Here is a 14,433-nt window from a genome sequence, read left to right on the forward strand (position 1 = left end):
ACAAGGGTGCTCTTGATCACCTCCAAATACTTTTCATCCATATCGCTGTTCCCATATCTCATTACCTGCTGGATCTCACTTTCATCAATCTCACCGCCAAACATCCGCACGCACTGCTTATTAATCTCCCTCATGCAGGAGATCAGCCCCTGCGGCGCTGTAATGCACTGTGATTCGTCCGGAGACTTATTGATGATCGGCATGATGTCCAGCGTCCAGGAACCGATATCCACGACCAGCACTTTCTTCGTGTAGGCAGGGATTCGATCCACCACCGCGGAATAGCATTGAGGAAATACTGATACCTTTACGATCTTGATATCATAGGTTTTCTGCTCGTATTTGAAATGGACAGCCTCCTGCTTCGACAGATAATCGATAAATTCATGCTTCTCTGCGCCAAACCTTGTGAGCGGAAGTCCGACCGCAAGATACACGTTGGCACTCCTTTTCCCTCTCCTCTCTAATTCCATGGCAACCGCTGCCAAAGTCAGAAGATAATAATTCTCATCGGTGACCTTGGTCGGCTTGACTGTAAGCCTTTCCCCACCGACTCTGAAAAACCTTCCCTCATACTCCAGAAGATTTTCATAAATTGCCGGTTCTGTTTTTATCTCACCCAAGCCTGCCGTGAATACCTGGCTAAAAGTCTTCATCATCGCCCAGCCATGATCAATGCCGATGATTTCAATATTGTTATAATCCATTCTTGGTTTCCTCCTGAAACACAATGATTTCATGTTCATCTTGCTCTTTTCTCCGTCTGCCTGCTGTGCCACTCTTTTACAAGATCTTTTATCAGTTCCACCTTCTGTCTTTCTGTAAAATCACACGGAAAATATGGTTCCAGGGTTTCAGCTTTGATCTTTATCTGCAGCTTCTGATTCGGTTTCTCCTCATCAAGGATTTCATAAATGGCATCCATATTCAATTTGTCCGACTGGCTCATCCGTTTCAATCGATTTGCCTGTGATAAGGACGGAGTGCATTGTTCCAGATCCATGACAGCATGCAGCTCATATTGCTCTTCTTCCTTCAGGTACGAAAGCTCTACTGCAACTGTGAAAGCAATTTTCCCTTCATCTACCATATCTAATAGTTTTGGAATCAGATTCGTCAGACGGATATAACGTGCTATCTGGTTTCTACTCTCACCAACTTGTTTGGCCAATAAATTATCTGAACGTATATTAGCTTCTTTCATATTTTTAGATTGATTTTGTATACTACCTCCATGCCAATCATATGTTAACGCTAATTTATTAGCTTCGAGATTCGGATGATCTATTTCTAACTTTGTCCCAAGTTGGGACAAAGTTAAATCACTCCTCTCGCCCTGCCTCTTCATTGCTTCTAATCTCATCTTATAAGCAAAAGCTTTCTCACTAGGTTTTATATGCTCCCTGTGAAGATTAGAATTTACCATAGCGATGGTTGCCTGATTGTCATCCAAATTGCAGATCATAACGGGAACTTCATTTATGCCTGCCCATTCACATGCTGCTTTTCTTCTGTGTCCGGATATCAGTTCATATCCATTTCCACCTGGGCTCGGTCTTGCCAGCAATGGAACTAAGATTCCGTCATTTTCAATGCTCTGCATCAGCTCAAATAATTCAGTATTAATTTCAATCTTAAAGGGGTGATCCTTAAAACCCTTCAGCTGATTAAGCTGTATTTTCTTGATTTCCTGTTCCTGCTTGTCATTTGCCTTCTCACTTTCTGCATTAAGCTCTTCCTTCCAAGAAGAATGCATCGTTGCCTTTTTGTTGATTCTTCTCACTTCCTTTATATATTCCTCATCCTGCTTTTCATTCATAACATAAAAATGTTATGTGAGTGTACGCTGATTATTCAATCTCCTATGTCGCCCGGTACACATGGGAGTTACTGGCGCTCTTTGTCGCCGCATGACACTTTCGTGTTCACGACGCATCTATTGCTAGATACGATCTCCTCTGATGCCAATTTCGAGGATAAGGAACTTCTACAGTCCCTTTGTGGGTTATTATCCTTCCGCCATATTAGAGTGCTCCATAGCTCGCTTCATCTTCATCTCTCGATTCATCGACTCTCGTGGCAAGCCTCGGCTGATTCACTGTCTTGGAAATATACTGGAATTCTCCATGCTGTAACTGAATATAAAAGCCTCTGCAAGAAGCTTTGGTATTGCTACCGTTGTTGAATATAGAATACCTTAATCTGGTGGATAGGAACATTTCGCGGGATGGTGAAATTTTACTTATTATTACCATCAGATGGTATTTTAGAAATCCACTCACTATTTAATTTCACTTTTGAGAATGACTATAGCGCGGCAGGCACATAACTTAAGTAATGCCAATGTGCCATTTCTAATTTACCTTAAAATCATGACCTCTATATCTTCTCCTGCGGTAACCTTTCCGGTAGTCATCCGGATTTTGGGTACAAAAAAACAGAACCATATTGGCTATAGATTTCTATCAGAATTTCCTCTGATTTCAATCTATGTCAATCTAGTCCTGTCCAGATGCTATTATGTTTTGGCTACAACATAACACAAGCTGCTGGGAAACCAAGATACAAAATGACAGGCAAAAATCCTATCTGCACAGCTTAAAAGAGACCTCATAATAAAAAGAAATCAGCACGCTTTTATTAAGGTACATCTAATAGCAAAATGTTTTAGAAAGTGTTTCCATAAAACAAAAAAAGAATAGAGCTGCTGCTCAATGACTAAAAATCAGTCATTTTGCAATAGCCCCTTTTATTAATATAACATATAACTTTCTTTACTATTCAATTCAAAAACCTTTATGATTACGAATGTTGCAGATATTTACAGTCGCTCAACTGCAACTTCCCTGTATATCCTTTCCATGTCTTCCATCTGGAAATTCCCTGTAGTCATAGTCAGGGTATTCGCTGCCGAAACAGCAACTGCATATCTCAGCATCTCTGTGATGTCATAGCCTCTTTCGAAGCCAACCGCGAATGCCGCAACCATGGAATCGCCGGATCCCACCGTATTAATGGTGGTTATTTTTGGAGGCTTCCCATGAAAGACTGCATCCTTCGTAACCACTAATGCTCCATCTCCACCAAGGGATACTGCGACCAAGTCTATCCCCATTTTCTGAATTTTTTTGGCCCCTTCAATTACTTCATCCCGTCCGTTGATCCTGATTCCCAAGAGTGCTTCTATCTCATCCCGGTTTGGCTTGATCATCGTCGGTCCTGCCTTGATGCCTTCCTTCAGAAGCATGCCACTCGTATCCAGTATGACCTTTTTATTCCTAGCCTTCGCCATTCCAATGAGTTTTTCATAGATGTCGATCTCCACACCCTCCGGCACGCTTCCGGATATTGTTACGACATTGCATCTTTCAATAATCTTCCCGAATTTACTGATGAATCCTGCAACATCCTCCTGACCGAGAGGCTCGCCCGGCTCCAGAAGCTCAGTAGATGTCCCGTCGCTCTCCAGAATATTGATGCATGCCCTGGTTTCCGATGAAGTATAAGAGAAGTCATTCTGAACCTGCTGTGCATCCAGCATATCCTTTATGCAGGCACCTGTATGTCCACCAAGGAATCCTGTCGCCAGGGATTCTTCACCGCAGCACTTTATGACTCTGGCAACATTCAGGCCCTTTCCTCCAGGAGTGTTCGTACACTTTTTCACCCTCATGACCTGGCCTTTTTTCAGTTCCTCAATCACATAAGCTTTGTCGACTGCCGTATTCATCGTTACTGTTATTATCATCTTTTCCCTCCACCTTGCCATGGGATTAGCATTTAACCAGATTAACTATTCAGGCATGTCTGGTCCTTATTTCCCACCAATTCAAATGCCCTATTTATTACTTTATAATATAAATACTTATGCTTTTCCTACACTTCCACATACATGCATTTTTTCTTTAACCAGTTTTTTTACTTCTTCTCGACCGGCAGCATTATATATCTTCGGATCAAACATTTTGGCATTACTTTCTAATGATTGACGTACTCCTTTTGTGAATGCCACTCTCAATTCAGTTGCGAAATTCACTTTGCAAATACCAAGCTCTATTGATTGACGTACCATATCATCAGGTACCCCAGAGGCTCCGTGCAGAACTAACGGTATTGTTACCGCAGAACGAATTTCTTTTAATCTATCAAAATCAAGCTTCGGTTCCCCATTGTAAAATCCGTGCGCAGTACCTATGGCAACTGCCAACGACTGAATTTCTGCTTGTTCAGCAAATTCCTTTGCCCGTAGTGGATTCGTATAAATGGCATCTTTATCAGAAACCTCATGACTATCTTCTTTTCCGCCTACGATTCCAAGCTCCGATTCCACAGCAACACCTGCTTCTGCTGCAACTGCCACTACCTTTTTACTCAATGCAATATTCTCTTCAAATGGAAGTTTAGATCCATCAATCATAACGGAGGTGTAGCCTGCCATGACTGCCTGTTTGCACAATTCAAAACTATTTCCATGATCCAAATGCATAACAACCGGTACTGAAACTTTTTGCGCTTCTGCAGACACCATACCACAAAACAATTCAAGACTTGCATAAGATACAGTGGAAGGCGTTGTCTGGATAATTACAGGTGATTTCAATTCTTCTGCTGCTGCTATGATTGCCTGAACCATCTCCATATTTTCAGCATTAAATGCACCAACTGCATATCCTCCTTCCTGTGCTTTTTTTAATATAGTATTCGAGCTTACCATTGTCATATTTTTCATTCACCTTTTCTCATATTTTTCCACCTTGTATCTTTAAATACTTTTTACGGTTTCTGCATTATATATATATTGTTTCAACAATATCTCTATTGATTTATCCATTTCTAATGTCTCATCAGTATATAATGCATTTCTTCTCCTTAGCCAAATTCATTGGAAAGTTTTTCACAATCTCATCATTCTTCTTTATTTCAGCATAATTCAACACTCTTAGTAAGAGTAACCGGAGAAGAAATTGCATTTTTTTGCTGATTTTATATTTTCATACATTTATAAGTATTGTCTATATTTCTAATTTAGTTGAGATAATTACATTTCAATCAAGACTTTTAAACTTGTATCTTTGTTCTGCTCAATATATTTAAACGCTTCTGCATAGTCATCAAATTTAAACGTTTTTGATAATAAAGGCTTCATATTAATTTTACCGGCCGCCATATAATCAATAGTATCCTGGAAATCCTTTTCAACATACATCAAGGAACCGATAATTCTGTATTCACGATCCTGAACCCAAGCTAAATTGATCGCTGGAGTAGACCCAAATACACCTACGATTACAATGTCGTGACCTTTCTTTGAAAACTCAATCGCTTGATTTACAGTAGCTCCGATTCCGACACATTCGAAGAATATATCTGCACCTTCATTGCCAAAAGCCTGCTCAATCGCCTCTTTCATAGAAGTTTTTCCTGTATTAGCTGTATGTGTAATTCCACATTGTTTTGCAACATCTAGACGATAATCTGACAAATCAGTTATGAGCACACTTTTTGCTCCTTCTGCCAATGCTGCCTGCGCTGTTACATTACCGATTGTACCGGCTCCCATAACAACAACATTCATACCTTTAATATTTGAACCACTTCTTACCGCATGAACACCAACCGCTGCTGGTTCAACCATGGCTGCTAATTCATCATTCATTCCTTCTGGTATTTTCTTTATCAGTGCAGCATCAACATTGAAATATTCACATGCGGCACCTGGAGTCTGGCATCCTATTACTTGCAAGGAATTGCAAATATTGTATCTTCCATTTTTACATGGTTCACATTCATGACAGAATTCCTGTGGCATCGTTGTAACAAGATCTCCGATTTTAATATCCTTAACTTCCGCACCTACTTCTACAACTTCACCTGCCATTTCATGTCCCAAACGAATTGGGAATGACATAAACGGATGTTCCCCATAGTATGCATGGATATCCGAACCACAAATTCCTATTTTTTTAACTTTCATCAATATTTCATTCGACTTGATAACTGGTTTTTCAATTTCACTAAATTCGATTGCCTGTTTGCTTGTTAAAATTGCCTGCTTCATTTTTCATTCCTCCATTTTATTAAATGTATTCCCGGTATTTTCCGGGAATACATTTATCAACATCTGTGGTTAAATAGATTACTATTTGAGCATTCCATTTTCTGTATATCTTGTGATAAATTCTGCAACATTCTCTTCTGTAATAAGTGTTACAGGAATCTGTACTTTTTCGAATCCTTCACTATTTGCTTTAGTCAGAACCTCATTACAGATACGAGCACCTTCTTCTGCCATAACCTTAGCATCCTGTAATGCAGTAGCTGTCATTTCACCATTCTCAACTGCTACAGCAGCATCTGCAAGACCATCAACACCAAAGAACTTAATATCATCCTGAATTCCTGCCTCTTTTGCCGCTTCATAAGCGCCGATTGCCATAGCATCATTCATAGATATAACAGCATCGATCTTATCACCATGCACCTGAATCCAGTTTTCCATGAGTTCCATTCCTTTACCTTTTTCCCAGTCACCAATCTGCTCATCTAAGATGGTCATATTAGTCTTTCCGAAAAGATTTTCCTCATATGCTCTACGGCGTTCAATAGAATCTGTATTTCCTGATGGTCCCAAAAGAACAACTACATTAGCGTCATCAGGCAACTGTGACTTAGCATATTCAGAAACAACAATACCTAAATCATATGGATTTGCAATAACACTGGAAGCATTCTCTACGCCAAAGTCATCCAGGTTAATCATCATAAAAGGAGTTCCCTCTTCAATATAGCCAGCTACAATATCATCTTCTGCCGCTGGTTCTATTGGTAATAAGATAACATAGTCATATCCTTGTGCTACACATGTTTCCATATTACTTAACTGAGTTTCAAGTTCACCTTTAGAGTCAATAACTGTCAACTCTATGTCATCATATGCTTTAAATGCAGTCGTTAATTCATCAGCTAACCAAGATGCGAAAGTCATCGACATATCTGTAGGAAGAAAAGCTACTTTAAAGGTATCTCCACCGTTTGCTACTTCCTCATTTGTGGTTCCTTCTTCTTTCGTGGTTCCCTCATCCTTGCTAGCGCCACAGCCCAATAACATGCTCGCCACCATAGCCACCATTAAAAACATACTAACAAACTTTCTCATTTTCATAAAAAATCCTCCTTGTTTTATTATTTATTTTCACTCTTTTTTACATCAGATGTTGATGCCATAATTTTAATACCTGACTTTTGATTCTTTGAAAAATAATCAGCAAGAACGGCAAAGATAATGATGGATCCCTTAATTATCATCTGGAGATAAGAATCAACCCCAAGCAGATTCATGATGTTATTTAATACACCAATTATTACTGATCCTAAAAATGTTCCAAATGCAGTACCTGCACCACCGGAAAAACTTGTGCCACCAATGACAGCGGCTGTAATTGCATCCGTCTCATATCCGCCGCCTTCACTTGGAATACCAGCGTTTAATCGACCCATCATTACCATACCGGCAATTGCTGCAAACATGCCAGAAACTATAAATATTGCCCATTTTACTTTACAGACTTGTACCCCAGCTGCATTTGCAGCATCAGAATTACCACCAATTGCATATAGGTAACGTCCAAATTTTGTATACTTTAGTACAGTGTGCGTGATTATCAACATGATGATCATGAACAATACCGTAACCGGAAGGAAGCCAAATAACTTACTCTGCCCTAATACTTTAAAATTACCGATTTTATAGATATTCTGCCCGCCTGTATACAACGAAATTGCACCAAAGCATATAGTTTGCATAGCCAAAGTGACGATAAAAGAAGGCAATTTGAAATATGCTACAAACAACCCATTCACCGCACCTACAGCTGCACCAAGCAGCACTCCAAATGTAAAAGCAAGAAACAGATTTCCAGTCGCTATATACATGATACAAGCAAATGTACCTGCCATACCTGCTAAAAAGCCAATCGAAAGATCAATCTCACCACTAATAATAATCATCGCCTGAGCAAAAGCACAAATTGTAACAATACTAACCTGCTTTAAAACATTCGTTAAGTTTGTAGGGGTTAAAAAGTTTTCTGATAAAATTGAACAAATAGCAATCATACCGATCAAAATTAATACCAATGAGTATTTCCTTAAATTCGGTTTCGTTTTTTCTTTCATTACAATCTCCTTTCCTTATACCTTAAATCTATACCTCTGTCTTAGTGGCTAACTGCATGATTCTTTCCTGTGCAAAGTCCTGACGCTCTAGACAGCCAGTAATATATCCCTGGTTCATAACATAAATCCTGTCACTCATACCAATAAGTTCAGGCAATTCAGAGGAAATCATTAATATCGAATATCCTTTTTTTGCCAAATCAGTAATAATGTTGTATATTTCCAATTTGGCTCCAACATCAATACCGCGAGTAGGTTCATCCAATATTAATAAGTCACTTTCCAGCATTAACCACCTTGCTAACAATAATTTTTGCTGATTACCTCCACTAAGAGATTGTATCGGTGTTTCTATTCCCGCAAACCTTACCTTCAGCATTTCAGACATTTCTTGTGCTTCCTGTATTTCTTTTTTCAGGTTCATAAAGACACCTTTACGGATACGATGGCTTGCAAGTGTTATATTTTCTCGGCAGCTTCTAACTCCAACAATTCCTTCTTTCTTACGATCTTCCGTAAGCATTAAAATTTTACTTTTTATTGCATGGGTAACATTTTTAGGCGTGTATTGCTTTCCACTTAATATTATCTCTCCTGAATCCAATGGATCCAATCCAAAAATCGCGCGACAGACTTCACTTCGTCCAGCACCAACCAGACCCGCCATACCCACAATTTCTCCTTTTTTAACATTGAAGGATACATTTTTAAACATACCTTCGCTACAAAGATTCTTCGCTTCAAAGGCTACTTCGCCAATAGGAAAAACCTCCTTCGGATATATGTTCTCGATGGAACGGCCAACCATATGTGCTATAATGGATTCTTCTGTAAAATCACTTACGGATCCTGAAATAATACTTTTTCCATCGCGGATAATTGTAATATCATCTGCTATTTGAAAAATCTCTTCCATTTTATGGCTAATATAAAGAAAACTGATTCCCTGTTTTTTGAGTTGCGCAATTTTATCAAACAGCAGCTTTACTTCTTTATTAGAAATGGAAGATGTTGGTTCATCCATAATAATTACCTGTGCATGAAAAGCAACTGCTTTAACAATCTCTAACATCTGGATGCTGGCGATGGGCAACTCTTTGATCTTTGTCCTTGGATCATAAGGCAGATCGTTCTCCTCCAAAATTTTTTTAGCCCGTTCCATCATATCTTGCCATTTTACCCAACCTGCTTTACCTGGCTGGCGTTTCATGAAAATATTTTCTGCAATAGATAGCTCAGGGAAAAAATTCAATTCCTGATATATCATAGCAATTCCAGCATCCGCCGATTCCATTGGTCCGGAAAACGAAACTTCTTTACCATCCAGAATAACTCTGCCGGCATCACGTTTATACAAACCATTGATGATTTTCATCAATGTTGATTTTCCTGCTCCATTTTCACCGACAACTGCATGCACTGTACCTGGTCTTAAACTGATATTAACATCATCCAATGCTTTTACACCTGGAAAAGACTTAGAAATATTCTCTAATTGCAGTTTATATACGTCTCCCATAGCATGATGCTCCTTTCCTCATTCTTTGCCTCTTTGGCTGGTTTCCGCCTCTGAATTTCATATGTTGAATCTGCATGTACTGATATAACTGACTAAGCGTAATATCAACACGATTCAACAAATCACTCACAGCATCACCTATTGCATTCTATCATATTTCGTACTGATTCAGGACTGATTTTTCCTTCCATCGGACCAAATGCTGCTGCATTCAATGCTCCAGCTGCAGCTCCCATTTTTGCGGCTTCTTCAACATCTTTTCCCTGAACCAGTCCCGCTATGAATGCCCCATCAAAGCAATCGCCTGCACCAGTTGCATCCTTCTGTTCTACCTTATACACTTCAACTTCTATCAAACCATTCCGAGTATAAACTTTACTGCCTTTAGATCCATTCTTTAGTACAAGCACTTCCATCTTCGGATTTTCAAAACATTTTTCTACTGCTTCTTCTATTGTGGATGCGCCCATGGTCATCAGAAGTTCTTCTACTCCAGGGAGAAATACGCTTGTATTATCCAACACTTGTTTTATCACAGCATTTATTGAGTCATCCGTAAAGAGTTCTTTTCTAATATTAGGGTCAAATGATATCTTTGTGCCATTTGCAACCATCATATGCATGGTTTTCAAGATTTCTTGTGCGAAATCTTTGTTAGCCATTAAGGAGCACCCCATGATATGCATAAACTTCACCTTTGCAAAGTCACCTTCTGCCGGTGCTTTAGCTTCAACTGCTGGTGTATTCCCCATATGAAAAATGAATTTTCTGGATCCGTCACCAAAGTATGTAACAAATGCTACTCCTGTAGCTCTTTCTTCACTTTCAATAACATGGCTGCAGTCAACACCGTCTTTCCTCAACCTCTCCAAAAGGCACTTTCCAAAATCATCTTTTCCGACACCTCCGACAATTGCCGTCTTGCATCCAAGCCTGGCTGCAGTATCGATAAAGATAGCAGGCGCACCACTAGGAAACGGACCTCGGAATGTGCCTTCCTCGTATAGTTGAACATCTTCCTCCGTTCTCATTACTTCAACAAGCATTTCACCCATAATTAAGATATCTGCCACGACCACATCCTCCTTAACTTAAACAGCATTTCTTCAAGTAAACTAATGAATCCGCGATATATTGATCCATTTGTTCCGGCGTCGCATTGTTGCTTAAATCTCTCCAAACTCGGATATCATGGCCAACCTGACCGCCTTTTAACATAAACGGTTCCATAACTACAGCTTTTTTATAGTTGATATCTCTAAGGGCTTTTCCAATTTCCGGCCAGTTGATAGTGTTGTTCATTCCCGGTAATTTTCTATTGCATTCTCCTACATGAAGATGGCCTAGAAGATTTCCGGCTTTTCTGATTGCCTCATACATATTGTCTTCTTCAATGTTCATATGATAAGTATCCAACAGAATGTTGATATGTGTACTTCCTACTTTTCCAACATATTCTATTGCCTCTGCACAGTCAGTTAATATATATGTTTCATTTCTGTTTAACACTTCGAGTGCACATTCGATATCTAACTCCTCAGCTGTCTTACCTAGTTCCTTTAGGCATGCTATACTTCTTTCCCAGGCTGCTTCTTTATCTGTATCAGCAAAATCCGCTGGCCAAAAAGAATAAATAGCTCCTACTAGTGATTTTGATCCAAGTTTTTTCATGTTATAAAGTATCGTTTTGAAATATTCCAGACCATGTTCTCTTACTGCCGGGTCTGCTGAAGCAAAATCATTGTCTTTTGACGGTCCACTGTTGGTTGTAAATTCAATATTTCTTTCAGCTCCTATCTCTTTCAGCTGTGTGATCTCTTCATCTGACATATGATATAAATGGTCAGCTCCAATCTCAAGAATATCAAATCCAATATCTGCGACCTTATTTGTTAAAGCAATGTAATCACATTTCCATTCTGTTCCCCAATATGCATATCCTGTACCAAATTTCATTTTAATCTCCCTTTCATTTAAATGCTCGTGCATAATTTTTAGCAAAAACAACTCACCAATAGTTCTATTACAACTCAGCACTTTTATTTATTGTGCTCGTGCTCTTTAACGTGTTTTCATTCTATCATCCCTTTTTATATATTGCAATATACACTTATTCCTATTTTTTCGCCATATTTTTTGTGTATTTTGCACAAAGGCTTAATATTTATATTGCTCGTGCACGTTTTTATGGATATTTTAAAATTACTATGTTATAATAGCTTAAACATAAAATATAATTATTGAGGTAAATACTATGGCCGTTACAATTAAACAAATTGCAGAACTTGCCAATGTTTCGAGAGGTACAGTTGATAAGGTTCTGAATGAACGCCCCGGCGTAAAAGACGCTACGCGTCAAAAAGTATTAAAAATAGCACACGAATTAAATTACCAACCCAATTTTCTTGGAAAAGCATTAGTTCAGAGTAAAAATCCCATAAAAATAGGTATTATATTAACTCCTGAATACAATCCATTTATACAGAAAATGCTAGTAGGCGTTCAAAATGCTCAAAACGAATTTTCTGCTTTCGGAATTGAAACCAGTGTTAAAATGCCTATTTCATTAGAACCAGCAGAACAAATCAGTATATTAAACAGCCTGGAGTCAGAGGGCGTTGAGGGGATAGCTGTATTTCCCCTCGACGATGATGCGGTAAGAAATAAAATCAATCAACTTATCGACAAGGGGATTGCAGTTATTACGTTTAATTCAAAAATAGAAGGCACTAATGATTTTTGCTTTGTTGGTCAAAACCATCACAAGGCTGGAAGAATTGCTGCCGGCTTATTAATGAAACTGCTCCCCCCAGAAGGTGATGTGGGCATCATCATAAGTTCCCATTATTTATCATGCCATCGGGATCGTCTACAAGGATTTCTAGAAAAATTGAAAGACTCCTCCTCTTCCATCAATGTTTTTGATGTGCAGGAAAACCAAGACCGTAAGGATGAAGCTTTCAAAATCACTCTTGAATATTGCAACCAGCATCCTCAACTGAATGGACTGTACATAACGGGTGGCGGAGTCTCCGGCGTCGGAAGTGCTCTAAGCCTGTTAAATCTTTCTCATAAAGTAGCCGTGATTTGTCATGATCTGGTACCCGATACTTTAGAATTACTACAAAACGGGACAGTAGATTTTGCTTTAGGGCAAAGTCCCGAATATCAAGGCTACCTGTTAGTTAAAATACTATTTGAATATTTAGTAAAGAAGCAGGAACCTACTAGCAGGAACATTGATGTTCCGATTACGATTGAAACCCAAGATACTATATAAGACACTTCTCCTTTAAGCACCATAATCATTTATATTAAAGTATTTTCTCGAGTTGTTGTTATTAGGTGTGAAATTCCCTTGAATAAAGTGGCTTCTCCGCACTGAAGTCCCCTAACAACCTCGTGAATGAGGAGGTTAGGGGACTTTGTGTTTCTTTATTGTACAATTCCATTATGAATATATTTCGGATTGAAACTATCACTTCTATGCAGTAATTGCATTTGATATGAGAATCATCTCCTCTCAAGCGATAAGCCTATCCGGTAGCCATCCGGATTTTAGCAAACAAAAATAGGACTACATTGGCTATGGATATCCGTCAGCATTTCCTCTGATTTCAATCTACGTCAATCTAGTCCTATCCAGATTTAAATACCTATTCACTTTCTACACTCTCAACAATACATACGGGGTATAAAACACTTCATATACCAAAACGGATTAGGACTAAGCCGCCCAAGCCCTTAAGTTTACTGGACTTTTTCGACCTGTCACAATAATAACACGTTCCCCTGTAGCAGATATCAGCAAGGCCTTATCCTTCTTCTTATCCCTCAATTCCTCCAGCGCCCTGGTCGCTTCAACCTGCATTTTATTCGGCTTGAATGTATATGTTTTCATTCGTGCCAATTTTTGCTTCACACGAACCTTCTTATTTTCCTGATAGATTTTATCGTAGTCACTTATCCACTCTTCCGTCAGAATTTCCGCAGTTTTCCACATAAACTGGAATTCTTCGTTGGTTTCCTTGATTAACTCCCCATCCTCAAGCGATGTCACCTTCAGATTCCATTCTTTATTTGATTTCAGCGCGTACTGGGTCAGATTGGAGCTGCCCACTATGAATGTATGCTTTTCGCTGTCTGTCCAGTCCTTGAACATATATCCTTTTGTATGAAAGTGTTCTTCCGTAAAGACTTTGACTTCAAGGTTGGAAAACGCAAGCAATTCCCGCAGCGCATCCGGTTCGTTAAAGGCCAGATAATCGGTAGTAAGAATCTTTCCTCTGATTCCCTTCTTCTCCAATTCCTTAAATGTCTCTTTTAAAACCACGAGACCGCTCTTTGTGATAAATGCAACTGAGAACCAGAAGGATTCGCAGTGATTCAGTTCTTTTGCAATATTTGCGAGAACTGTATTTCCCCTTTTTGTATCGTTGAATAGTAGTTTTGGACGCAGTTCTTCTGCGGATTCGAAGCTGCTTTCGATGAAACCTGTTTTTGCTGCGTCTAATATGTTTTGTGCTAGATTATTCATATTTCCTCAATCCCCCCTTTACCTGATAGCATACCATATATTTACATTCCACAAGATGAGTTTTTGGTGTGCGATGAATAACTTACCGTTCCTAAAACTTTTCTAAGCATGAAATAATGGAGACATTCTGGAGAGTCTCTATTCTGATCGGTTCGCGATTGCCTACTTTGTATTCATTCACTACATTTCTTTGAATCAAGTA

General features: G+C 39.0%; 12 protein-coding genes. 1 reads left to right on the top strand and 11 read right to left on the bottom strand.

Going from position 1 to position 14,433, the window contains the following annotated elements; genetic code table 11:
- From BJR36_RS18810 to BJR36_RS18855, 10 genes are all read right to left on the bottom strand, one after another.
- A partial coding sequence (locus tag BJR36_RS18810) for a ParM/StbA family protein (protein ID WP_091236975.1) occupies nucleotides 1–707 on the bottom strand: 707 nt, incomplete at its 3' end.
- Between the two features lie 35 nt (nucleotides 708–742).
- Complete coding sequence (locus BJR36_RS18815; protein ID WP_242875673.1) at nucleotides 743–1,819, bottom strand: ParB/RepB/Spo0J family partition protein; 1,077 nt, start codon at nucleotides 1,817–1,819, stop codon at nucleotides 743–745.
- 1,002 nt (nucleotides 1,820–2,821) lie between these two features.
- On the bottom strand, nucleotides 2,822–3,748 hold the full coding sequence (pfkB, locus tag BJR36_RS18820) for a 1-phosphofructokinase (protein WP_091236976.1): 927 nt from the start codon (nucleotides 3,746–3,748) through the stop codon (nucleotides 2,822–2,824).
- A gap of 117 nt (nucleotides 3,749–3,865) precedes the next feature.
- On the bottom strand, nucleotides 3,866–4,720 hold the full coding sequence (fba, locus tag BJR36_RS18825) for a class II fructose-1,6-bisphosphate aldolase (RefSeq protein ID WP_091236986.1): 855 nt from the start codon (nucleotides 4,718–4,720) through the stop codon (nucleotides 3,866–3,868).
- 318 nt (nucleotides 4,721–5,038) lie between these two features.
- Nucleotides 5,039–6,058, bottom strand: coding sequence for a zinc-dependent alcohol dehydrogenase (locus BJR36_RS18830; RefSeq protein WP_091236977.1), 1,020 nt, complete (start codon nucleotides 6,056–6,058; stop codon nucleotides 5,039–5,041).
- Nucleotides 6,059–6,139: 81 nt separating this feature from the next.
- Complete coding sequence (locus BJR36_RS18835; RefSeq protein ID WP_091236978.1) at nucleotides 6,140–7,162, bottom strand: sugar ABC transporter substrate-binding protein; 1,023 nt, start codon at nucleotides 7,160–7,162, stop codon at nucleotides 6,140–6,142.
- 20 nt (nucleotides 7,163–7,182) lie between these two features.
- Entirely contained in the window at nucleotides 7,183–8,175 is a 993-nt protein-coding gene (locus BJR36_RS18840; RefSeq protein ID WP_091236979.1) for an ABC transporter permease, read from the bottom strand.
- A 28-nt stretch (nucleotides 8,176–8,203) separates the two neighbouring features.
- Complete coding sequence (locus BJR36_RS18845; RefSeq protein ID WP_091236980.1) at nucleotides 8,204–9,694, bottom strand: sugar ABC transporter ATP-binding protein; 1,491 nt, start codon at nucleotides 9,692–9,694, stop codon at nucleotides 8,204–8,206.
- A gap of 134 nt (nucleotides 9,695–9,828) precedes the next feature.
- A complete protein-coding gene (locus BJR36_RS18850) occupies nucleotides 9,829–10,767 on the bottom strand; it encodes a sugar kinase (RefSeq protein ID WP_091236981.1) in 939 nt (312 codons plus the stop codon).
- A gap of 13 nt (nucleotides 10,768–10,780) precedes the next feature.
- Nucleotides 10,781–11,650 carry a D-psicose 3-epimerase gene (locus BJR36_RS18855; RefSeq protein WP_091236982.1) on the bottom strand — a complete coding sequence of 290 codons (870 nt, stop codon included), beginning with the start codon at nucleotides 11,648–11,650 and terminating at the stop codon, nucleotides 10,781–10,783.
- Nucleotides 11,651–11,948: 298 nt separating this feature from the next.
- Between BJR36_RS18855 and BJR36_RS18860 the strand changes: the two genes are divergently transcribed.
- Nucleotides 11,949–12,974 (top strand): LacI family DNA-binding transcriptional regulator, encoded by a 1,026-nt coding sequence (locus BJR36_RS18860; RefSeq protein WP_091236983.1) that lies wholly within the window; start codon nucleotides 11,949–11,951, stop codon nucleotides 12,972–12,974.
- A gap of 447 nt (nucleotides 12,975–13,421) precedes the next feature.
- Here BJR36_RS18860 and BJR36_RS18865 read toward each other — a convergent pair whose 3' ends face one another.
- On the bottom strand, nucleotides 13,422–14,231 hold the full coding sequence (locus tag BJR36_RS18865; RefSeq protein WP_091236984.1) for a phospholipase D-like domain-containing protein: 810 nt from the start codon (nucleotides 14,229–14,231) through the stop codon (nucleotides 13,422–13,424).
- Nucleotides 14,232–14,433 lie beyond the last annotated feature (202 nt).

The sequence above is a fragment of the Anaerobium acetethylicum genome (genome assembly GCF_900096945.1).
In the GTDB taxonomy this organism is placed as follows: domain Bacteria; phylum Bacillota; class Clostridia; order Lachnospirales; family Lachnospiraceae; genus Anaerobium; species Anaerobium acetethylicum.